Annotated in this window: 20 protein-coding genes; 7 read left to right on the top strand and 13 right to left on the bottom strand. The window is 61.1% G+C overall.

The features are described from left to right. The first annotated feature begins 63 nt into the window (after positions 1 to 63). The 3 genes from ACIPL0_RS06730 to catA all read left to right on the top strand — a co-directional run bounded on the left by ACIPL0_RS06730 (position 64) and on the right by catA (position 3,622). Complete coding sequence (locus tag ACIPL0_RS06730; protein ID WP_400731392.1) at positions 64 to 1,467, top strand: MFS transporter; 1,404 nt, start codon at positions 64 to 66, stop codon at positions 1,465 to 1,467. Between the two features lie 21 nt (positions 1,468 to 1,488). Further along, positions 1,489 to 2,610, top strand: a complete 1,122-nt coding sequence (locus ACIPL0_RS06725) for a muconate cycloisomerase family protein (RefSeq protein WP_400731391.1) — start codon at positions 1,489 to 1,491, stop codon at positions 2,608 to 2,610. Between the two features lie 76 nt (positions 2,611 to 2,686). Next, a complete protein-coding gene (gene catA / locus ACIPL0_RS06720) occupies positions 2,687 to 3,622 on the top strand; it encodes a catechol 1,2-dioxygenase (RefSeq protein ID WP_400731390.1) in 936 nt (311 codons plus the stop codon). 70 nt (positions 3,623 to 3,692) lie between these two features. On the opposite strand, the gene ACIPL0_RS06715 is transcribed toward catA, so the two are convergent. The 9 genes from ACIPL0_RS06715 to ACIPL0_RS06675 all read right to left on the bottom strand — a co-directional run bounded on the left by ACIPL0_RS06715 (position 3,693) and on the right by ACIPL0_RS06675 (position 12,103). Continuing rightward, positions 3,693 to 4,847 (bottom strand): acetyl-CoA hydrolase/transferase family protein, encoded by a 1,155-nt coding sequence (locus ACIPL0_RS06715; RefSeq protein ID WP_400731389.1) that lies wholly within the window; start codon positions 4,845 to 4,847, stop codon positions 3,693 to 3,695. Between the two features lie 223 nt (positions 4,848 to 5,070). Next, positions 5,071 to 5,349, bottom strand: coding sequence for a muconolactone Delta-isomerase (gene catC, locus ACIPL0_RS06710; RefSeq protein WP_400731388.1), 279 nt, complete (start codon positions 5,347 to 5,349; stop codon positions 5,071 to 5,073). Positions 5,350 to 5,400: 51 nt separating this feature from the next. After that, complete coding sequence (locus ACIPL0_RS06705; RefSeq protein WP_400731387.1) at positions 5,401 to 5,724, bottom strand: 4-methylmuconolactone methylisomerase; 324 nt, start codon at positions 5,722 to 5,724, stop codon at positions 5,401 to 5,403. 39 nt (positions 5,725 to 5,763) lie between these two features. Further along, positions 5,764 to 7,059 carry an MFS transporter gene (locus ACIPL0_RS06700; RefSeq protein WP_400731386.1) on the bottom strand — a complete coding sequence of 432 codons (1,296 nt, stop codon included), beginning with the start codon at positions 7,057 to 7,059 and terminating at the stop codon, positions 5,764 to 5,766. Positions 7,060 to 7,236: 177 nt separating this feature from the next. Then, positions 7,237 to 7,911 (bottom strand): 3-oxoacid CoA-transferase subunit B, encoded by a 675-nt coding sequence (locus ACIPL0_RS06695; RefSeq protein WP_400731385.1) that lies wholly within the window; start codon positions 7,909 to 7,911, stop codon positions 7,237 to 7,239. Beyond that, positions 7,908 to 8,597 (bottom strand): 3-oxoacid CoA-transferase subunit A, encoded by a 690-nt coding sequence (locus ACIPL0_RS06690; RefSeq protein ID WP_400731384.1) that lies wholly within the window; start codon positions 8,595 to 8,597, stop codon positions 7,908 to 7,910. The genes ACIPL0_RS06695 and ACIPL0_RS06690 overlap by 4 nt, the downstream gene beginning before the upstream one ends. Before the next feature lie 257 nt (positions 8,598 to 8,854). Further along, the gene (locus ACIPL0_RS06685) at positions 8,855 to 9,757 is read right to left on the bottom strand and encodes a LysR substrate-binding domain-containing protein (protein WP_400731383.1); all 903 of its coding nucleotides are present in this window, start codon (positions 9,755 to 9,757) and stop codon (positions 8,855 to 8,857) included. A gap of 117 nt (positions 9,758 to 9,874) precedes the next feature. Then, the gene (locus ACIPL0_RS06680) at positions 9,875 to 10,768 is read right to left on the bottom strand and encodes an MBL fold metallo-hydrolase (RefSeq protein ID WP_400731382.1); all 894 of its coding nucleotides are present in this window, start codon (positions 10,766 to 10,768) and stop codon (positions 9,875 to 9,877) included. A gap of 138 nt (positions 10,769 to 10,906) precedes the next feature. Next, on the bottom strand, positions 10,907 to 12,103 hold the full coding sequence (locus ACIPL0_RS06675; RefSeq protein ID WP_400731381.1) for an acetyl-CoA C-acetyltransferase: 1,197 nt from the start codon (positions 12,101 to 12,103) through the stop codon (positions 10,907 to 10,909). A gap of 232 nt (positions 12,104 to 12,335) precedes the next feature. Here ACIPL0_RS06675 and ACIPL0_RS06670 point away from each other — a divergent pair, with 232 nt between their 5' ends. From ACIPL0_RS06670 to ACIPL0_RS06655, 4 genes are all read left to right on the top strand, one after another. Next, the gene (locus tag ACIPL0_RS06670; protein ID WP_400731380.1) at positions 12,336 to 13,163 is read left to right on the top strand and encodes a MaoC family dehydratase N-terminal domain-containing protein; all 828 of its coding nucleotides are present in this window, start codon (positions 12,336 to 12,338) and stop codon (positions 13,161 to 13,163) included. A 55-nt stretch (positions 13,164 to 13,218) separates the two neighbouring features. Continuing rightward, positions 13,219 to 14,382: an acyl-CoA dehydrogenase family protein gene (locus tag ACIPL0_RS06665; protein ID WP_400731379.1), complete on the top strand. Its 1,164-nt coding sequence runs from the start codon at positions 13,219 to 13,221 to the stop codon at positions 14,380 to 14,382. Between the two features lie 12 nt (positions 14,383 to 14,394). Continuing rightward, positions 14,395 to 15,204: an HpcH/HpaI aldolase/citrate lyase family protein gene (locus tag ACIPL0_RS06660; protein ID WP_400731378.1), complete on the top strand. Its 810-nt coding sequence runs from the start codon at positions 14,395 to 14,397 to the stop codon at positions 15,202 to 15,204. A 282-nt stretch (positions 15,205 to 15,486) separates the two neighbouring features. Then, entirely contained in the window at positions 15,487 to 15,726 is a 240-nt protein-coding gene (locus ACIPL0_RS06655; RefSeq protein ID WP_400731377.1) for a DUF2790 domain-containing protein, read from the top strand. Between the two features lie 156 nt (positions 15,727 to 15,882). Here the strand turns inward: ACIPL0_RS06655 and ACIPL0_RS06650 are convergent, their stop codons facing one another. The 4 genes from ACIPL0_RS06650 to ACIPL0_RS06635 all read right to left on the bottom strand — a co-directional run bounded on the left by ACIPL0_RS06650 (position 15,883) and on the right by ACIPL0_RS06635 (position 22,678). Next, positions 15,883 to 18,378, bottom strand: coding sequence for an RND family transporter (locus ACIPL0_RS06650; RefSeq protein ID WP_400731512.1), 2,496 nt, complete (start codon positions 18,376 to 18,378; stop codon positions 15,883 to 15,885). Positions 18,379 to 18,380: 2 nt separating this feature from the next. Then, positions 18,381 to 19,478 (bottom strand): WD40/YVTN/BNR-like repeat-containing protein, encoded by a 1,098-nt coding sequence (locus ACIPL0_RS06645; protein WP_400731376.1) that lies wholly within the window; start codon positions 19,476 to 19,478, stop codon positions 18,381 to 18,383. A 123-nt stretch (positions 19,479 to 19,601) separates the two neighbouring features. After that, complete coding sequence (locus ACIPL0_RS06640; protein ID WP_400731375.1) at positions 19,602 to 20,975, bottom strand: DUF1329 domain-containing protein; 1,374 nt, start codon at positions 20,973 to 20,975, stop codon at positions 19,602 to 19,604. A 32-nt stretch (positions 20,976 to 21,007) separates the two neighbouring features. Next, on the bottom strand, positions 21,008 to 22,678 hold the full coding sequence (locus ACIPL0_RS06635) for a DUF1302 domain-containing protein (RefSeq protein ID WP_400731374.1): 1,671 nt from the start codon (positions 22,676 to 22,678) through the stop codon (positions 21,008 to 21,010). Between the last annotated feature and the right edge of the window lie 2 nt (positions 22,679 to 22,680).

The raw sequence follows: 22,680 nt of genomic DNA, 5'->3' as shown, positions 1-22,680 counted from the left end.
ACCCCGGGGAGCGCGCCACGCACGCGCTCCCCGGCTCAATAAAAACAACAAGAAGAACCTGGCATGCGAAATCTCGATGTCACCGGAATGCTCGACGCAGCCCGGTTCAACGCTTTTCACGCCCGCCTGTTGCTTTGGGGCGCACTGATCATCGTGTTCGACGGTTACGACCTGGTCATTTATGGCGTCGTGTTGCCTGCGCTGATGAATGATTGGGGCCTGACGGCCTTACAGGCCGGTCTGCTGGGCAGTTGTGCCTTGATGGGCATGATGCTCGGCGCCTTGATCTTCGGTCCGCTGGCGGACTACATTGGACGGCGCAGAAGCATCTTCATGTGCGTCGCCCTGTTCAGCAGCTTCACCGTGCTCAACGGCTTTGCCGACAGCCCCGAAGCCTTTGCCGTGCTGCGTTTGCTGGCCGGTGTCGGGCTGGGTGGTGTCATGCCGAATATCATCGCCCTGATGAATGAGTACGCCCCTCGCAAGCAGCGCAGCACGCTGATCGCGCTGATGTTCAGCGGCTATGCCGCGGGCGGCATGTTATCCGCCGGGCTCGGCATGCTTATTGTGCCGGCCTGGGGTTGGCGTCCGCTTTTTTTCATGGCGGCAGTGCCGTTGTTGGTATTGCCACTGCTGATCCGGCAGTTGCCCGAATCGATCAATTTCCTGTTGCGCAGCGGTCAGCGACAGCGCGCCCAACTGCTGTTGCAGCGAGTCCTGCCCCGCTACGTGGGGCAGCCGAGCGATCATCTGCTGGGCGAAGAGGGGCAACAGACCCGCGTCTCGATCATTCAGTTGTTTCAGGACGGTCGTTTGATCAACACCCTGCTGTTGTGGCTGGCATTCGCCTGCAGCCTGCTGATGATCTATGGCTTGAGTGCCTGGCTGCCGAAAATGATGACCATGGCCGGTTATGCCCTGACCTCTAGCATTGCCTTCCTGTTGATCTTGAACGCAGGCGCCATCGTTGGCTCGCTGTTCGGCGGCTGGCTGGCTGACCGTTGCGGACTGGGGCGCGTGCTGCTGGCCTTCCTCGCGGCCAGCGGCGTCGTGCTGGGTCTTATGGCAGTGAAGTCGCCGTTGAGCGTGATGTACGTGCTGATCGGTATCGCCGGCGCCGGGACCACGGGAGCGCAGATTCTGGCCAACGCCTTTGCCGTGCAGTCCTACCCGGCGCACATCCGCTCAACGGGACTGGGCTGGGCAATGGGCATCGGCCGTATAGGTGCCATCGTCGGCCCGTTGCTGGGCGCAGTTCTTCAGGGATTCACGCTGCCCTTGCAAGTATCGTTTCTGGTGTTTGCGATTCCTGGGCTGATCGGCGCGGCGGCGATCGGTGTGTTCCTGATCCGCACCAGCCGTTGGCAGGACGTCGTACTGGAGTTCGACTTGCCGAATCCGCCCCCTCACCCCTCTGTCGATTCGCAGAACGATCCCCGGCTCTGGGTCCGCTCTCCCGATCTTTGAACACCCTTTCCGGAATTCTTTATGACTATCGCAACCATCGAACATATCGAGACGATCCTCGTCGACCTGCCGACCATTCGCCCGCACAAGCTGGCCATGCACACGATTTCCCAGCAGACGCTGGTAATCATCCGCGTGCGCTGCAGCGACGGCATTGAAGGCATCGGCGAGTCCACGACCGTTGGCGGGCTGTCGTACGCCTACGAAAGCCCGGAAAGCATCAAGACCAACATCGACTGCCACCTCGCGCCTGCGCTGATTGGCCTGGCGGCGAGCAACATCAATGCGGCCATGCAGCGCCTGGACAAGGTCGCCAAGGGCAATACCTTCGCCAAATCCGGACTGGAAAGCGCGCTGCTCGATGCCCAAGGCAAACGCTCGGGGCTGGCCGTCAGCGAACTGCTGGGTGGCCGCGTGCGTGACAGCCTGGAAGTCGGCTGGGTACTGGCCAGCGGTGACACCGCGCGCGATGTCGACGAAGCCCAGCGTCTGCTGGACCTGCGTCGCCACCGGATCTTCAAGGTGAAGGTCGGCGCCCAGCCGCTGGAACATGACCTCAAGCACGTGGTGGCGATCAAACAGGCCCTCGGTGACCGCGCCAGTGTACGGGTCGACGTCAATCAGCACTGGAACGAATCGCAGGCCATCCGGGGTTGCCGCGTATTGGGTGACAACGGCATCGATCTGATCGAACAGCCGCTGTCTCGCCAGGATCGTGCCGGCCAGGTCCGTCTCAATCAGCGAAGCCCGGTGCCGATCATGGCCGACGAGTCCATCGAATCGGTCGAGGATGCGTTCAACCTGGCCGCCGACGGCGCCGCCAGCGTATTCGCCTTGAAGATCGCGAAGAACGGCGGCCCCCGTGCAGTGCTGCGCAGCGCGCAGATCGCCGAGGCGGCGGGAATCGCCTTGTATGGGGCGACCATGCTCGAAGGCAGCATCGGCACGCTCGCCTCGGCCCATGCCTTTCTCACACTCAGACAGGTGCTGTGGGGCACCGAGCTTTTCGGCCCGCTGCTGCTGACCGAAGAGATTGTCAGCGAGCCGCCGGTCTATCGCGATTTCGCGCTGCACGTCCCGGACAGGCCCGGCCTCGGGGTAAGCCTGGATGAAGACCGCCTGCGACGTTTGCGCCGCCCATGAGCACTGCTGCAAATACCCGCCGGGAGGCCGTCCATCACCTCCCTGCGCCACCGACAACAACAAAGAGGTAGCCAACATGACCGTACGCATCAGCCACACGCCAAAGGTGCAGGAGCTTTTTCGCGAGGCCGCCGGCCTGAACAATCAACAGGGCAGCGCGCGCCTCAAGCAGTTGATCCTGCGCATGATCACCGATGCGGCACGCATCATCGAAGACATGGACGTCAGCGAAGACGAATTCTGGCTGGCGGTCGAGCACCTGAACCGGGTAGGCAAACATGCCGAATTCGGGCTGTTGCTGCCTGGCCTGAGCCTTGAGCACTTCATCGACCTGCTGCAGGACGCCAAGGACCAGCAGGTGGGTCTGACCGGTGGCACACCGCGTACGATCGAGGGTCCGCTGTACGTGGCCAATGCTCCGATGAGCGATGGCTACACCCGCATGGACGATGGTAGCGAGGATGACGTCGCCATTCCGTTGTTCATCGAAGGCCGGGTGCTCGACACCCACGGCCAGCCGCTGCCCGGTGCCATCGTTGACCTGTGGCACGCCAACACCCAAGGGACCTACTCCTACTTCGACCCCAGCCAGACCCCGTTCAACCTGCGCCGCCGTATCGTTACCGATGCCAGCGGCTACTATCGCGCACGCAGCATCATCCCGAGCGGTTATGGCCTGGATCCGGACGGTCCGGCTCAGCAATGCCTGAGTGCGATCGGGCGTCACGGCCAGCGCCCGGCACACATTCACGCGTTTATCAGTGCCGCCGGCCATCGTCATCTGACCAGCCAGATCAACCTGGCAGGCGACCAATACCTGTGGGATGACTTCGCCTATGCCACGCGGGAAGGCCTTGTAGGCGAGGCAACTGTGATCGGTGACGCTGCGGCATCCAGGGCTCATGGCCTCGACGGCAGACGATTTGCGCAACTGAAGTTCGACTTCGTTCTGCAACCGGCTGTGACCGCCGAAGCAGAACAGCGCAGCCAGCGCCCTCGCGTCGGCGCCTGACCACGCTGACCCGCTGACCCGCTGCCGTCTGCCGACGGCGCGGGTTTGTGCTTCCCTGCCCCACCTTCGATCAACGCCCGCCCAACCCCTCCCGCGCCCACGCCTGTTCCAGTTCAGCACGATGTTGCGGAGCTGCGATATCGAGCATCTTGCGCACCCGCTGACGGATCGTCAGGCCACGCAGGTCGGCGATACCGTGCTCGGTGACGATCAGCCCCGCGTCACTGCGTGGAACAGTCACCGGCCCATTGAGTCTCGCGACAATCCTGGACTTGTCACCGGCACTGGCGGGCAAGGCAATGATCGGCAAGCCGCCACGCGAAGCCTGGGCACCGCGAATGAAATTCAGCGCGCCACCGATTGCGCCCAGGTAGCTGCCAGCCGCCACCTCCGAATTGACCTGTCCGGTCAGGTCAACCTCCACCGCCGAGTTAATCGCCACCAGTCGGTCAAGGCTGGCCAACACCTGGGCATCATGGGTGTAGGCCGTTGAGCGAAGCTCAATGGCCGGGTTGCGGTGGGCGAAGCGATGAAGCCCGTCGCTGCCCAGCAGAATGCCACCAACACTGACGCCGACGTCGCGTTGTTTGCGTGCATTGGTGATTACCCCGCTTTGCATGAGGTGCATGACGCTGTCACCCAGGCTGCCAGAATGCATACCCAGGTCGCGACGATCCGACAGCGCCCCCAGCACCGCATCGGGGATCGCACCGATGCCGGTCTGCAAGATGGCGCCGTCATCAATCAGCGCGGCAATGTGCAAAGCGATCTGCTGATCCACCGGCCTGATACGGCCCGGCAGACTGCTCAAGGGGGCGCGGTCGGTGTACATCACGGCGTCCAGATCCTCTGCCTTCAGGGAACGCTCGCCGTAAGTCCAAGGCGCCTGACTGTTGACTTCGGCGATCACCACACGAGCGTGTTCCAGCGCCGCGACCAGGTATTCACTGGCCAGGCTCAGGCTGTAACGACCGTTGGCGTCGGGCGGTGACAACTGCAGCATCAGGACATCGACTCGCAAGGCACCGCTGCGCATCAGCGCGGCCATCTGTGTGTAATGCCATGGCAAGACATCCAGCACGCCGGCATCGGCCAGCGCGCGATTGGCGCCCGCGCCGCAGTAAGCCAGAAAGTCCACGGCATCGGCATGTTCGGGCAGGCAGGTGTCACTGTTGGCAATACCAAGCAGCACACGCAATCGCTGGAACGCGTGACGCTGTGTCATGAGCGCACGCGTCAGAGGGACAGGTTCGGCATTGGCTTGTCCCCATAGCACGGTATCACCGGGTCGGATCAGTGCGGCAAAGTCCGGGGCATCGGGTTGCAGTTCCAAAGGCATGACGGCGACTCGCAGGCAAGAGCCGGCCACAGGAACGGAGCCCCACGGCACGGGGCTCGGGAGGAAACGGCGGCCTGCTCGGCCGCCCTGGCATCGGGTGTTTTGGCGCTCAGAAGATCGAAGACGGGTGCTTGGCCAGCGGCGTGACCTTGATTTTCATGAACGGAAACAGCGGCAGGCTCGACAACAGGTTGTGCAGCTCGTCGTTGCTGTCGACATCGAAGATGCTGATGTTCGAGTACTCGCCCACCACGCGCCACAGGTGCGGCCATTTGCCCGACTCCTGAATCGCAATGGCACGGGCCCGCTCCGACGCCTTGATCTGCTCGACTTGTTCAACGGGAATGTCGCGCGGGATGTTCACGGTCATTTCGACGCAATACAGCATGGTGTGCTCCTTGGTATATGGATAAACCGCCGGGGCCGGCGGCACTGCCTCTCAAACCACGTCTTTGGTGACGAAAGGTTTGAGCTTGCCGATGAAATATTTGCCGTGTTCGAACCAGGCCTTGCGGATGTCGGAATCCATGTAGACCTGATAGTCCGCTTCGCTGCTGAACCAGCATTCGCCGATGGCATCGATGCGGCCGACATCCAGGTACGGCACATGGGTATCGGTCGGGTTCCTGTCTACCAGGCGGACTTCATACTTGTGCAGGCCCGGCATGCCGCGGGACATGTCGAAATGCACGACGCACTCCTTCTCGAATTGCTCGTGAGTCATGCTGTCGGGCTTAACCAACAGGTACAGGATGCGAATCATGGTGACCTCGTTCACAGGATGATTGACTGATGAATGCCGTCAGGCAGTTTTGACTTTATCGGCGACCGGCACAGCGCTGTCGACAGCCCCCGTGTCTGCGTCATGCCCATCCAGCGCATCGATACTGATGCCCCGGGTTTCCGGCAGAAGAAGCAGCGCCACCACCGACACGGCGTAGGCCGCAAAGCAGAACAGACCGATGGCCTGGGACAACCCCAGATGACTGGCCAGCAGACCGACCGCCGTGACCGCCGTGGCGCCGACCGACTTGCCGACGTTGTAGGAGAACCCCATGCAGGTTGTGCGCACCGAGGTGGGAAACAGTTCGCTGAGAAACGGCCCCAGTGCCGCGTACATGCCGATGGCGGCAAAGCCCACCAGGAAGCCCATGACTTGGGCGATCAGCGGGTTGAGCGGAATCAGCATATAGGCCACGGTGACCACCCACGACACCAGCGACAGCAGAATCAGCGTAGGGCGACGGCCCATCTTGTCCGACAGATAGGCGGCGCTGGCAAAGCCGAGCAGGCAGCCGAAGGCCATGACCAGGATGGTCGCGATCAGCGACCCTGAGGCAATGCCGCGGTCTTTGAGCAGCGACGGAATCCACACCAGGATCACGTAGCAACCCGCTTGCAAACCGATAACCAGCACGCTGGAGAGCGTGGTCAGCTTCAGGTATTGCGGCTGGAAGACCGTCAGCAATGAGGCTTTGGGCGCTTTGCTGGCGACGGCTTGCACAAAGGCATCGGAATCTTTCACGTGGCGACGGATGAACAGCACCACCAGTGCCGGCACCACGCCAAACCAGAACGCCACGCGCCAGCCCAGTTCGGCCGGGAACAACGCCAGAATCGTGGTGATGATCAACACAGCGCCTGCCCAGCCCAGAGCGAAACCCGACTGCACGAAGCCCATCGCCCGTCCACGGTAGCGCGGCTGGATCACCTCGGCCATCAGCGCTGCGCCTACTGCCCACTCACCACCAAAACCAAAACCCTGCAAAGTTCTGGCGATCAGCAGTTGCTGAAAATCGCGAGCGAAGCCGGCCAGCACACCGAAAAACGTGAACCAGACGATGGAAACAATCAGCACACGGACACGGCCATAGCGGTCGCTGAGGATGCCGGCAATCCAGCCACCCAGCGCTGCGGACAACAGCGCCGCGGTGCCGACCATGCCGGCTTCGGCCTTGGTCAGACCCCACAACGCGATAAGCGTCGGCAGCAGGAAGCTGAACATCTGCAGATCGTAGGAATCCAGCGCCCAACCTGAATAACAGGCCCAGAATGTTTTGCGCTCGCGGGGCGAGCCATTTCGGTACCAATCGAACATCGTGAGCTTCCTTCTTGTTATTGGATGTCGGACGCACGTTGCCAAAGCCGTTGCATGAGCCCGGCCCAAGCATGGGGCAACGACGCGGCGCTGCCCATTTGCCGTTGTGAAAGCGTGTCTTTCGATTGCGTGAACCCACTGTCACTCGCCGGGCCTGCGCCGCATGGTTCGGTGTGGTCAGGCAACTGTCCACAGGTTCGACAGCAGGCTGAAATCCAGCGTCACCGGCGTCAGCGCCTGCAGCCGCTCGGCCGTCATGTCACCGATCAGTTCCAGCACCTTCACCCCACCCTCGGTCAACTCCAGCGTCGCCAGATCGGTGTAGACCCGGCTGACACAGGCGAGTCCGGTCAGTGGGTATGTACAGGCGTTGAGGAACTTGCTCTGCCCGTCCTTGCTCAGGTGATCCATCATCACGTAAATACGTTTGGCGCCGATGGCCAGGTCCATCGCACCGCCCACGGCGGGAATGGCATCCGCAGCCCCCGTGTGCCAGTTGGCCAGATCGCCGTTGGCGGCCACCTGGAACGCGCCCAGCACACAGATATCCAGGTGGCCGCCGCGCATCATGCCGAAGGAGTCGGCGTGGTGAAAAAACACCACCCCTGCCGAAGGCTTGATCGGTTCCTTGCCTGCATTGATCAGATCCCAGTCTTCCTCACCGTCCGGCGCAGCGACCCAGCGGCCGAGGACACCGTTTTCACTGTGCAGGAAAATGTCCTTTTCCGAGGGCAGATGGTTGGCCACCAGCGTCGGCAGACCGATGCCAAGGTTGACATAAGCGCCCTCGGGAATATCGCGCGCCACACGAGCGGCCATTGCATTGCGAACCGTCTTGTCCATGCTGCTCATCCCACCTGTTGCGTCGAGGCGACCAGGGCGCGTCGGACGATATGTTTGACGAAGATGCCAGGGGTGACGACGTGTTCCGGGTCCAGTTCGCCGAGTTCCACGACACGGGCCACCGAAGCGATGGTGTTGCGTGCCGCCATCGCCATGACCGGGCTGAAATTGCGTGCCGTCTTGCGGTACACCAGGTTGCCCCAGCGATCTCCGGCTTCGGCGTTGATCAGGGCATAGTCGACATGGATCGGCGACTCGAGCACGTAGTGACGACCGTCAATGAGTCGGGTTTCCTTGCCCTCGGCGAGCAATGTGCCGTAGCCGGTCGGCGTGTAAAAGCCACCGATACCGCATCCGGCCGCACGCAGGCGTTCGGCCAGATTGCCTTGAGGCACGATTTCCAGCTCGATCTGTCCGGCGCGGTACAAGGTTTCGAAAACGTGCGATCCCACCATGCGCGGATAGGAGCAGAGAATCCGCCGCACCCGGCCCGCCTTGAGCAAGGCGGCCAGTCCAGTATCGCCCTGCCCTGCGTTGTTGCTGACCAAGGTAAGATCACGCGCACCCTGAGCGATCAAACCTTGAATCAAATCGTCGGGCATACCCGCCCCACCGAAGCCACCGACGGCCACCACGGCCCCGTCGGGTATATCTGCCAGCGCCTCGGCGGCACTGCTAAGCAACTTGTTGATCATGGCTGCACGTTCCTTATTTTTTGTCGTCCGCCGCAATCACGGCGGGCGTTGCGCAAGGCGCGGTCTGCATGGGAAGTAGCTTGCCAGTGCCCCTGTAGAGCGACAATTTCAGTCTGCGAAAGAGCTGCTTAACACGGCGTTAAACGCGCCATTGCCTCGCCTTTTTCATGACGCGCACCGCTTCGCATCTGCACCATCGTCGTTGGCGGATGATGCGGGTGGAGGGAGATGAAGCGCGTGCCCGACTACAGAACGGATCAAGTGTTGCGGTAGCGCTCGATCAGGCTGTCGGCAAACTCGCGGGCGAAGGTCGAGAGGCTGTCGAAGTCCTGAGCACACAGCTGGAAGCTTCGCACCGCCCATGGATCGAGCAGTTGGCAGGCACCGACGGCCTGGCGCCCCTTGAGCCGGTCATAGCTGGCCTGGGGAACGATGGCGATGCCCGCTCCCGCTTCGACCATACGGAAAATGGCATCGGAGCTAGCCACCTGAATGCGCACGGTGAGTGGCAAGTGCAAGGCGGCTGCCGCACGTGTCAGGAACACATGGATGGCGCTGCCTTCGAGCAGCGAGACGAAGGCGTGGCTCAGCGCTTCCTTGAAATGCACTTCACCCTTGTCCAGGATCGGATGCCCGAGCGGTGCAATGACCATCAGCCGACTGGACACCAGCGGCACACTCTGCAGGCCATCGGTGACCACGCTGCCAGATACGATGCCCAGGTCCGTACTGCCCTCGCGCACGGCCCGCACGATGTCATCGCTGAGGCGCTCGCGCATGTCGATGTGTACGTCGGGATGGCTGATCAGGTACTCGCCCACCACCGGCGGCAGATATTCGGTGATGGCAGTGGTGTTGGCCTGGATGCGCAGCTGGCCCGTGAGCCCCTCGGTGTACTGCTGCAAATCGCCGGTGAGCAAGGCCAGCTGGGCAAGAATGACCCGTGCATGTTGCAGATAGGTCCTGCCGGCATTGGTCAAGGTCACGCCCTGCGGCGAGCGCTCCAGCAAACGCATGCCCAAGTTCTCTTCGAGATTCTTGATACGGTTGCTGGTGGCCGGCACAGAAAGAAATGAACGCTCGGCACCGCGTGTCAGACTGCTGGTCTCCGCGATGTTGATGAACAGTCTGAAATCAGTGATATCGAAGTGCATTGCCATGTTTGAGTCGTTCTGGTCGGATGAGTCCCAACAGTACCCGCAGCATCAAGCGGTTGATAGTCTCAGTTGACGCCGTCACACACCGAACAGCGAGGGCGCGACGGCGCTCCGAGCTGATCAGCGCCAGTGAGAAGGCTCGAAGACAAATCCATCACCCTGCCGGCGAATGAATCCGCAATGGGGCTCACCGAAATGGACGGGCATGATCAATGCCTCACGGTCCGCTGCACGATTGAGAAATTCCAGTCGGGTGCGACGCGCGACGTCTTCCCATATGCAGTAACCGGAGTTGATATCGGGCCGCACGATCTGGATCGGACTGTGCAGAATGTCGCCGCAGAAAATGCCTTCTTCGTTCTGCGAGCGCACGCGGAAAGCCACCTGCCCCGGGCTGTGTCCGGGTGCGGCTTCGACCACCAGACAGTCCGCCACTTCTTCTCCGGGTTGCATCATCTGCGCCAGGCCTTCGTTGACGATCGGCATGACGCTGTCGAAGAATGCCTCACCGAACACGTCGATCACACCCGCCTCTTTGTTCTTGCCCTGATGGCAGAAATCGAAGTCGTCCTTGGGCAGGTAATAGCGGGCGTTGGGGAATGTCGGCACCCAGCGGCCGTCCTGCCAGGTGGTGTTCCAGCCCACATGGTCGGAGTGCAGGTGCGTGATCACCACGTGGGTGACCTTTTCCGGTGGAGCACCCGCGGCGATCATCCATTCGCGGACCAGTGTATTGAGCATGTTCATCCGCGCAATACCCGGCCGCGGTTTGAAGTTGCCAACGCCGGTGTCGATCACAATGATGTTGCTGCCGGCATGAACCACCCAGAACTGGATGGTCACCAACAGCTTGTTCATGTGCTCGATCCAGTGATTCGGCGCCATCAGTTCGCGGTGTTCCTGCAGGACGCCCGGCTCCATTTTCGGAAACAGGAAAGCGGGATCGTGGGTAGGCCCCGCGTATTCCAGGATACGGGTTACCTTGATGTCACCGATCATGCGGGACTGCATCATCGCATTGCACCTCATCAGTTCTTATTGGAGAGCAGCCAGCTGCCCTTGTGGGATTATCGGTTGCGTACGCCGCCCGCGCCGTTGCGATCTCGTTAAGACCCGCTTAACACGCCATTAACTCGTTCGCCCGGATGAGCGTCAGACGCGCTCGAACAACGCGGCCAGGCCCTGCCCACCGCCGATGCACATGGTTTCCAGGCCATAACGGGCCCCCCGGCGACGCATCTCGTGCAACAGCGTGGTCATGATCCGCACCCCGGTGGCGCCAATCGGGTGGCCCAGCGAAATCCCGGATCCGTTGACATTGACCCGGGAAAAATCCTCCAGCCCCCAGGCTTTAAGGACCGCCAGCGCCTGGGCGGCAAAGGCCTCATTGAGCTCGATCAGGTCCAGATCCGCCAGCGTCAGCCCAGTACGTGCCAACAGCTTCCCGGTCGCAGGAACAGGCCCGATCCCCATGCGAGACGGTTCGCAGCCGGCAGCCGCCCAATCCACCAGCCGAGCGAAAGGAGTCAGTCCATAGCGCGCTGCGTAGTCGGCAGATACCACCAGACAAGCCGCCGCAGCATCGTTCTGTTGGCTGGAATTACCTGCGGTGCAAACACCTTCAGGGCGCAGCAGACGCAAGCCGCTCATGCTGTCGAGGCTGGCGTCCTCACGGATGCCTTCATCTTTCTCCACCCGTGTCACGCTACCACGCTTGCCGGGTACGTCGACGGGCACTACCTCATTGGCAAAGCGGCCTTCGCGCCAGGCCGACGCCGCACGCTGATGACTCAGGACAGCGAAGCGGTCGGCGTCTTCCCGGCTGATGGCGTAATCACTCGCCAGGTTGTCGGCGGTTTCCGGCATGCCCGAAATGTGGCCGAAACGCTCCACCGGCTGAGAACGCTCGCGCCCACGTTCCAGACGATCATGGAAACGGACACTACCGGCCCGCGCCCCCCAACGCATGTCGGTGCTGTAGTACTCGATATTGCTCATGCTTTCGACACCGACCACCAGCACCGCTTCGGCATGCCCGGTCTGCACCTTGAGCGAAGCATCGATCACTGCTTGCAGGCCCGAGCCGCAGCGACGGTCAAGGGTGTAGCCAGGAACTTCCACGGGCAATCCAGCGGCCAGCGCCGCATAGCGACCCATGCACGGTGCCTCGCTGGAGGCATAGGATTGCGCCACGATCACTTCGTCCAGCGACTGCGCCGGTATCGCCACCCGTGCCATCAACTGGCGAATCATGAACGCCGCCAACTGGTCGGCACTCAACGGCGACAACGCACCACCAAACTTGCCGATGGGCGTACGTAATGGTGAAACGATCAGCGCATCTTTCATGACCTGCATATCTCAGAGTAAGGGCGATACCCCGAGCATGGGCGCCAGATCGGCGTTTCGGCAATTTTGTATCGCGAAAGCCGGCCTTTTGCCCTGCCTAAGCAACCTCATTTTGCAAGCAAGGCTTGTGGGCTTCTTAGCCATTGATTGAGTCGGTCTTCCGCAAAAGCGAATTCCGGCATCGCCAGCGCTGCTTGCATGATGCATCGCACAAAAACAGCGGATGCCTATCATGCTCAGCTTTGATCCTTCTCAATGGCTCGGCCGTACGCAAGAGGTGCATGACTCACTCAGCACCAACCTCATCCAGCGCATAGCCGCCACATTCGATACTCCGGCACCAGCGCCTGGCCAGGAACTGCCGTGGCTGTGGCATTGGTGCTTTTTCATCGATCCTGTCGACACCGCCGAACTCGGCCCCGACGGTCACCCTGCGCTCGGTGATTTCATGCCGCCTGCACACGGGCGCAATCGCATGTGGGCAGGCGGTCGTCTCGAATTCCATGCGCCGTTGTGGGTGGGCGGCAACGCTACGCGCAAGACACGTATCGCCGATATCAGCGAGAAGCATGGCAAGACCGGCACACTATTGTTTGTCACCCTCGTACACGAGTACTGGCAGGACGATCGTCTGTGCATCCGTGAAGAACAGGACATCGTCTATCGAGAACCGACGCCACCGAAACTGGGCACCGGAGAATGGGTACCCGAGGGTCAGTGGCAGGCGACCATCGATCCGACGCCTGTGCTGCTGTTTCGCTACTCGGCACTCACTTTCAATGCGCACCGCATTCACGTGGACAAACCCTATGTTACCGAGGTCGAGGGCTACCCCGATCTGGTAGTACACGGCCCCCTCACAGCCACCCTGAGCCTGGCTGCGTTCGTGCGCGCCAACCCACTGGCCCGCGTGCAACGCTTCGCCTTCCGGGGCTTGCGCCCTTTGATCGCACCCGAAGCCTTCCAGGTCGCAGGTCGTCAGACCGGTTCGGGCACCGCAGAACTGTGGGCCAGCAACAGCAGCGGCTTGTGCCAGCACGCCGAAGTGCATTTCGACTGAATCTGTAATCGATGCGGCTGCCGGCGTTGTAGCCGCCCATCTCGAGGAACCTGATATGTCCCATCGCAATAGCGAAGAATTGAATGCCATCCGTGAAGGCGTGCGCGCCTTGTGCGCCGAATTTCCGGCGGAGTACTGGCGCAAGATCGACGAAGACAAGGGCTTCCCGGAAGCCTTTGTCAGTGCCATGACGGAAGCCGGCTGGTTGTCGGCGATGATCCCTGAAGAGTATGGCGGATCGGGTTTGGGCCTGGCCGAAGCCTCGGTGATCCTTGAAGAGGTCAACCATTGCGGCGGCAACTCCGGCACCATTCACGGCCAGATGTACAACATGTTCACCCTGCTGCGTCACGGCAGCGACGCGCAGAAGAGCTACTACCTGCCGAAGCTCGCCAGCGGCGAACTGCGCCTGCAATCGATGGGCGTGACCGAGCCGACCACCGGCACCGACACCACCAAGATCAAGACCACCGCCGTGAAGCAGGGCGACAAATACGTCATCAACGGCCAGAAAGTCTGGATCTCGCGCATTCAGCATTCCGACCTGATGATCCTGCTGGCGCGCACCACGCCGCTGGCCGAGGTGAAGAAAAAATCCGAAGGCATGTCGATCTTCCTGGTCGACCTGCGCGAAGCCATCGGCAACGGCCTGACCGTGCAGCCGATTGCCAACATGGTCAACCATGAAACCAACGAGCTGTTCTTCGACAACCTGGAGCTGCCGGCCAGCAGCCTGATCGGTGAAGAAGGCAAAGGCTTCAAGTACATCCTCGACGGCCTCAACGCCGAGCGCACACTGATTGCCGCCGAGTGCATCGGTGACGGTCGCTGGTTCATCGAAAAGGCCAGTGCCTACGCCCGCGACCGCGTGGTGTTCGGCCGGCCCATCGGGCAGAACCAGGGCGTGCAGTTCCCGATTGCCGAAGCGCATATCGAGATCGAAGCGGCTGACCTGATGCGCTGGCGCGCCTGCGAGGAATACGACAGCGGCAAGAACGCTGGCGCCGCCGCCAACATGGCCAAGTACCTCGCGGCCAAGGCGTCGTGGGAAGCGGCCAACGCCTGCCTGCAGACCCACGGTGGTTTCGGCTTCGCCAACGAATACGACGTCGAGCGCAAATTCCGTGAGACCCGCCTGTACCAGGTGGCGCCGATCTCGACCAACCTGATTCTTTCCTACGTGGCCGAGCATTTGCTCGAGCTGCCACGTTCGTTCTAGGCGGAAATCTTCATGCAAACGACCCCCATGCGCTCTGCGCTTTTCGTCCCGGGCAATCGCCCGGAGCGCTTTACCAAAGCCCTGGCCAGCGGTGCTGATATTGTCATCGTCGATTTTGAGGATGCCGTCGAAGAAACGCAGAAAGCTCAGGCGCGCGACCACCTGTGCGCCTTTCTCGACGCCAATCCGGACGCTCGTGTCTGGGTCCGGGTGAACACGGCCGGCCATGCAGAGCACGCTGCGGACCTGAATGCGTGCCAACACGCCAGTGTCGTCGGCATTCTGCTACCCAAAGCTGAAAGCCGTGAACAAGTGGCATTGGTGGCAACCACCGGCAAGCCAGTCATGCCCATCATCGAAAGCGCCAAAGGGTTGGCCGAACTGGCAGCCATCGCGCAGGCCCCCGGCGTCACACGGCTGACCTATGGCCGGCTGGATCTGGGGCTCGATCTTGGTCTGAATGAAGGCAGCAGCGGTGCCGAACGGATGCTTGACCAGGTGCGCTATGCCCTGCTGCTGCACAGCCGATTGGCCGCACTGGCGGCTCCGCTGGAGAGTGTGTTTCCAGCCATCGACAACAGCGATGGATTGGCCGACGCCACCCGTGCGGCAGCGGGCATGGGCTTCTCAGGGCTCCTGTGTATCCATCCCCGGCAAATCGCGGTGGTACATAGCGCCTTGAGACCCAGCGCCGATGAGCTGGACTGGGCACAACGAGTCATCGCAGCCAGCGAGGGGCGCGGTGCATTCCGGCTGGACGGCGCGATGGTCGACGCCCCCGTGATCGCCAGAGCCCGACGTCTGCTCGCCTTCGCCCTCTGAATTTTTACAGCATCGGCCTGTGCAATGCAGGTCGATGGTTTTCTCGTCGCCCTCCCCCTCTCCATCTCCCTCTGCTTATCGAACACCACCCACGCGCCAGCCCTCACCCGTCCACCAGGGAACTCCACACCCTCAAACCATAGGAAACACCAATAGTTTTTATTGTTTATCAGTCTTGGACGCTATAGACGCAAACGACCAATATGAGCTCCACAGCCGGGGGGCATCACCCACCCGACAACGGTAAACCCTTGATCGTTTGACACTTTTAGAGGATTGCACATGTACAAGGCCCTGCTTATCGCCGCACTCGCATTGACCGGCTTCGCCGCCCAGGCCGACGAAGCTGTCACAGTCACGCCTTATGCCTACGGCATAAAGCTGGACATTGCCAAAGTCATCAGCCAGACCGGACCCGACGAGTTCAAGGATGTCAGCCCTGTGCAGTTGGAGTACCTGGACTCCAATGGCGAACGCCATGTCGTGGAGTATCAAGTGGTCGGTACGGGCCATACCGGATGACCGACTGCCTTGTCGCGGCAAGCACCCGCTGGCCATCACCCAGGACAGTAAATTCCTGCCTTACCGTCCATTCTGAGCCCCGTGCCTTCAACCAAAAAGCCGCAGCCTCCCGGCGATCACGCCTTGAGGACTGCGGCTTTGCGTTGCCTTGCAGGCTTATTGAACGACCGTTCGCCCCGCTGCCTGCCTTGGCTGATACGGCGTACAGCCATGCGCTTTCCGCCTGACGACACGCGCTTCATCAAGCGAGATCTCTGTCTCATCCCGCGCGCCCTTCGCGGCCTTTGGACGCAACAGAAAGTAGGCCAGCGCCGGCAACAGGATCAATGCTCCGAGCATGTTCCAGATGAACATGAACGCCAGCAGGATGCCCATGTCAGCCTGGAACTTGATGGGCGAAAACGCCCAGGAGGCAACGCCCAGCGCAAGCGTCACACCCGTGAGCATCACCACCTTGCCGGTGAAGATCAACGCCCGGTAATAGGCCTCTGACAAACTCGCCCCCCGGCGCAACTGCGCCAGCACGATGGTCAGCACATAGAGCGCATAGTCCACCCCGATCCCGACGCCCAGTGCGATCACCGGCAGCGTCGCCACCTTGACGCCCATGCCCAGCGATACCATCAGCGCTTCGGCAAGGATCGAGGTCAGCACCAACGGGACGACTGCGCAGACCACCGCCCGCCAGGAACGGAACGAAATGAAGCACAGCAGGATCACCGCGCCATACACCCAGAACAACATCTCGTGGCTGGCTTTCTTGACCACGATGTTGGTGGCGGCCTCGATGCCGGCGTTGCCTGCGGTCAGCAGAAACTTCACGCCATCGCCATTGTTCTCGGCTGCGAAGGCTTCGACGTTTTGTACAACACGCTCCAGCGTGTCGGCCTTGTGATCCTCCAGGTACAGGAACAGCGACATCAGGTTGCAGCCCTGATTGAAGATCTCCCGGGGGGTGCGGTTGGCGACCGTGTTGAGCGACCACTGGTTGGGGACCAGTTCGTACCATTTGGGGTTGCCTTCGTTCATGCCGACAATGATTCTGCGGCTGAGCAGCGGCAACGAATTGGTGCCTTCCACGCCTTTGACGTCACGCATGCGCCACTCCAGCGCATCGACCAGGGCCTGGGTCTTGTACGACGTGCACTGGTCATTCGGCGTCTCGATCATCACCACCATCACATCGCTGCTGGCTGAATAGGCGCTGGCCATGAAGGCGTTGTCCAGGTTATAGCGCGAATCGCTGCGCAGCTCAGGAGCCCCAGGGTCCAGGTCGCCCACTTTCAAATGCAGACTGACCATGAAGCCGGCGATACCGAGTACCAGCGACACCAGCACCGCGATGCTGGCCCACTTGCGCTCGGTGAACAGATCGAGAAAGCGCCAGACCACGTGCTTCTCGCCACCCGCCGCGTCGGCGGCTTCATCCTTCATGCTGCGCACAGCGGCACGCGGACTGACGCCGGTGAAACTCAGTAACACCGGCAACAGAATCAGATTGGTGAAGATCAGCACAGCCACGCCAATACTGGCCGTGATCGCCAGTTCCTGAATGACGCGAATATTGATCACCAGCAGGACGGCAAAACCCACCGCGTCACACAACAACGCTGTCAGCCCGGCCAGAAACAGCCGGCGAAAGGTGAAGCGCGCGGCGATCAGCTTGTGCATGCCGCGGCCTACGTCCTGCATGATGCCGTTCATTTTTTGCGCGCCATGGCTGATGCCGATGGCGAAGACCAGAAACGGCACCAGAATGGAGTACGGGTCCAGTTCGAAGCCGAGCAACGGCAGAATGCCCATCTGCCACACAACGGCCACCAGCGAGGTCGCAACCACCAGCAAGGTGCTGCGGATGCAGCGCGTGTACCCATATACCGCCGCACCGGCGATCACGATGGTGAACACAAAAAACAGCAGCACCTGACGCACGCCATCGATCAGATCACCGACCACCTTGGCGAACCCTGTGATGTGCAAGTCCACTCCCTGCTCGCGATACTTGTCGCGCAGTGCCTCCAGTTGCTCGGAGAACTGCTTGTAATCCAGCGCCTTACCGGTGGCAGGATCGATATCCAGCAGCGGCACGAAGATGATGCTTGACTTGTAGTCCGAGGCTACGAATTGGTCCGCATCGCCGGAGCGTTCCAGGTTGGTTCTGATCTGGTCGAAGCTGCGGGGTGACTGATCATAATCGTCGGGAATCACCGGCCCACCATCCAGACCGTCTTCGGTCACGCCCAGCCAGCGCATGTTGGCGGTCCACAATGACTTCATGTATGACCGATCGACACCTGACAGCAGAAACACCTCATCATTGAGCTTTTTGAGGGTTTCCAGATACTCGGCAGTGAGGATGTTACCGCCACGGGCCTCCACAGCAATCCGCACCGCGTTCCCAAAACCTTTGAGATCGCCCTTGTGCTTGAGGTATTCGGCGATGTACGGATGCCCGGTGGGGATCATTTTCTCGAAGTCGGCGTTGAGCTGCAGGCGGGTTGCCTGAGCCCCCAGTACCAGCGTGATAAGCAGGCAGACCGCAAGCACAGCGACGCGGTTATTGAAGAACAGCCGTTCGACGAACGAGCCGGAGTTTCTGTCGAACTGGTCTAGCCGCCCCATGACCGGGGTCGACGCATTGCAGTGATCCATTTTCATTTTTGACTCCCCGTCACGCTGGACAGGCTGATTCGACTGACACCCCGCATACCGACGACGATCAGGCTGTCATCGGCCGACTGGGTAATGCCCGACAGGGGCGGAAGCTGGCGCAGCGGCGATACATCAAAGGAGCCGCCCTGATCCTGACTGAGCAGCAATTGGCCCGACTGGTTGACCAGCACCAGACGGCCGTCTCGCAGACGCGTGCTGCCCGTGACCGATGCGCCGGAAGGCAGTTCGACCTTGCTCCAGTCGTTGCCGTTGTCGTCCGAACGGAAGGCATTCCCGCGCAAACCGCTGACCAGCAGATTGTTCGTATCGTCGACGAACACATTGAAATAGCTGCCCTCGTAGGGCGTTTGCACGGCCTCGAAATCTTCACCGCCATTGTCGGAGCGGAAAACGCTGCCCTGCTCACCGACGATGTACAAGCGCGAGCCGACACCGCGGATGGCATACAGATGCAGATTGCCCGAATTGTCGATATGCGATTGCCACGGTTGCCAGCTTTTCCCACCGTCCTGCGTGCGCAGGATCAGGTTGTACGCGCCGACGATGTAGCCGTTGTTTTTGTCGGAGAAATACACATCGAAGAACGGCTTGTCCGGTCCGTCCGACACCATCAACTGCGCAGCCTTGACCTGACGCGCCCCTTCGTCCTCATCACCCTGAGCAGCCTTCTGCCCAGCCTGGGCGGTGCTCAACAGCAACTGCGCCAACGCGACACCGTCCAGCGTTTTGCTCCAGGTTTCACCGCCGTCCTGGGTATGCAGCAACACGCCGCCGTGGCCGGTTGCCCAGCCTTCGCGGGCGTCGACAAACTGCACCGCCGTCAGCGACACGCTCACCGGAACACTGGCCTGACGCCAGGACCGTCCGTTGTCGTCAGAGAACACGACGATGCCCCGCTCGCCAACGGCGACCACTCTGGACGCTACGGTTGTCACAGCCAGCATGACCGCACCGTCGGGATGTGCCGCCATTTGCGCAGGCCTCTCAAGAGGGCCGGGCAACGCAGCATGTGCCAGCCACGGCATGAACAGCAAAGCCGCCACCGTGACCATGTCACGGACCATTCGAATACCGCGCATAGAGCTTCTCCATCATTGACCCGGCCCCGTCCAGGCCTGCGCTCGCCAGGAGCGCAGGCCGGCCGCTTGCCGCGTATTACCTGCCGGGCGCAAGGGCGTGTCGCGCCTCTGCCCCGGCATCACTCAGCGCACGCCTTCGCCAGCCATCGCTTCAGGGGTGAAGTCGCCGGACTTGGCGTCCGTCAGCATCTTGAAGTGATAGGTGTAGGAAGGGTTGCTCCAGTCGGTGGCACCCACGCCACTCCAACCGCCGGTCTGCAGGTTGTGGGTAGACCACTGCACGTTCGGATAAACGAATGGGCCATCCATCATCAGGAATGGCAACGCAATCTGGGTTCGCCACAGTTGCCCCTGAGCATCCCAGCCATCAGCCAGGATCGCGCCCCAAGTGTCCTCGTCCAGGTAATAACGGCGCTTGGGCACCACATGTCGCTTGCCCGGCGCCAGGTCGGCCTCGACCACCCAGACCCGGTGCAGTTCCCAGCGGGTCGAGTCGGGGTTGACGTGATGCGGCATCAACTGTTTGTCGAGGCTCACGTTCTTCTGCAGAAACTTGTTGTTGTTGTAAGGGATGTACAGCTCCTTCTTGCCGACCAGCTTCCAGCTATAGCGGTCGATATCGCCCAGAAAAATGTACGACTCGTCGTAATACTCCATACCGGAGTTCACGTCCGACGGCGTGTCGTAACCCAGCGTCGGCGCCTTGCGCACCCGGCGCTGGCCGGGCAGGTACTGCCAGGCCTGACGCGGTTTGTTGACCGAATCGATCAGCACGAACTGCTCACCGGATTTGATGGGCGGATCGGTCATCCAGACGCGCAGCAGTTGCGTCTGCCCCTTGAAGCTGTCGATCGAGCCGTTCTTGTTGTAGTACGGAAACAACGACTTGTTGTAGCCACGGACCGACAGCACCAGCTTGCCGTCGGGCGTGCCGACGTAGTTGTTGAAGGCGAAGGACGTGGCCTCGCCGACCCAGGCCAGCTTGTGGTTCCACATGGCTTCGGCGCCGTTCTTGGGAATCGGGAACGGAACGCCGCCATAGGCGCCGTCTACCCAGACGCCGTCTTTGAGGTTGGCGCGGGTGGCGTTGGCGTAGGTGTTGTCGTAGACCCACTGTGGCGCTGCGGCCGTGCGATGGGTCGGGTACACGTCCAGACGGTAGGTGTCCGGGTATTTCTTCAACATGGCCTTGATTCCGTCGCTGAGCTTATCGGCGTAGGTGTCCATGTTTTTCGAGGTGATGGTCAGCAACGGCTTTTCATTGGCGAAAGGGTCGGGCCGCGAATCGCCGTTCTTGTAGCCGGCGGGAACCGTGGTATAGCCACCGTCCCACGCGGGAATGCTGCCGTCCTTGTTACCGGCCTTCTCCGCACCCATCGGCGTGAGTGTGCTTTTCAGTTGCGCCGCTTCGTCGGGCGAAACGGCCGCCAGGGCGTAAGGCGCGGAACAGAGGATGCCGCAGAGGGCAGCGCCTAGAAGCGTCTGTTTTGCTTGCATGTCTGAAACTCCTGCTCGAATTGTTGTTATGGCTAGAGCGAACGCTGTATGGAGAACGCGATGAAGTCGCGGTCCTTGAGCGGTTGACCGTAGGAATAAGCCTGTACCGGGGAGTTGGCCGGCTCGACGCTGGTGGCTTCTCCACCGAAGAAGCCGGTGTATGTCAGGCTGAATTTCCAGGTCTTCAGATAGTCAGCTTTCACGCCGATGCTGAAGTCGCCGCCGTGATAATTGCTGAAGCCCGGGTTGATAACCGAGGACTTGCCGAACAGGCCGTAACCCACGCCAATCGGCACCGTAAGGTCCATGCCGTCGAGGACTTGGTAGTACGCAGGTTCGAAAATCATGCGCACCGCGCCAGCATCCCGTGTGGCATTCGGGTCCAGTGCGTCAGCGTTCTTGGTGATGCTCAGGCGGCGGTTCCAGGCCACCTCGCCCAGAAAGTTGCCGCCCTGCCAGAACGGGCTGGCATCGAGCAACGCAATCCACGACACCTGCCCATGGGCGGTGCGGCCCACCGGGTACAGCGGATGGTTACGGTTGTCCCACTCGACACCCGGCAGCACGGTGACGGCACCGGCCTGAGGCACCAAGGGCATGTTGTCGCGGATCGAAAATTCGCCGGCGACGTTGGTTTCCCCGACCGTGGTACTGAAGCTGACACCCAGGGCGCGGATCTTCTCGGGATACACCAGGTTGTACGTGGTCGGCGCAAAGGCGTCGGACAGAGACGTCTGCACCACCGGGCTTTTGGCGTTGTACTGAATGGCGTAGAGGCCGAACTCCGCATCGAGGCTTTCAGGGCGCCAGCGCAATTGCAGGCCGCCCTGGCCGGAGTCCCGCGCATCCTTGTCCTTACCGCGAATAAAACTGACGCCCGGGCCCGCCAAAATCTGTTCACCACCATCGTCCAGCAGATCCACGGACGAGAAATAACTGCCAGCCGCCGGCAAGCGGTCCTTTTCCCAATGCAACTGGTAGTAGGCGCCCAGCGACAGGTTGTCGCGAAGCTGGATCTGCCCGGAGATCTGCGGCACCGGACGCACCAGCTCCTTGAATTGAGTACCGGGCACCGACAGCAGCTTGACGATGTCGGTGGGCGCCTGGCCGCCAGCGATGCCGTTGGCACCGTAAAACAGGCTCTCGCCGTAAAGCACCGTGTGCTGCCCCAGGCGGACCGTGGTCGGCATGTCGCCGATATCGGTCTTGCCGAAGACAAACGCATCAAGCAACTCGGCCTTGCGCCCGTGCAGTTTTTCGGTGTCCGAGGTGAACTCGTCATAATCCACGGACGTGGAGTTATTGGTGAACGGCGAGTTGTTATCGTTTTTACGGTTATAAACGCTGTCGTACCAGCCGGCGCCGCTGACACGAAGGCCCATATTGTTTTTCGTCAGGTCGAACTCCGACAGAAGGTCCACGCGGTTGGAAATCAGGCCTTTGCTGAAGTTACGGTCGCCATCATCCTGGTTGGCATCGCCGGTCAGCTTGGACGATTGATCCTTGACCCGCCATGCAGCACTGTATTTCAGAGTATTGTCCCAGCGTATACGCAGGTCTTCGACACCGGTATTGAACTCGAACGCGCGCGCCATGGGCGTGGCAAGTGTCGCCATGGCCGTAATGACCGCATACGCCACAGCGCGAGATTGAAGTGAATGGTCGTCCGCAGTTGCAAGGCTTTTTGTACGTCTTGTTATCATTT

The sequence above is a fragment of the Pseudomonas sp. NPDC090208 genome (assembly GCF_044746785.1).
In the GTDB taxonomy this organism is placed as follows: domain Bacteria; phylum Pseudomonadota; class Gammaproteobacteria; order Pseudomonadales; family Pseudomonadaceae; genus Aquipseudomonas.
Note: the sequence above shows the minus strand (reverse complement) of the source record. Positions and strands in the feature narration are given on the sequence as shown.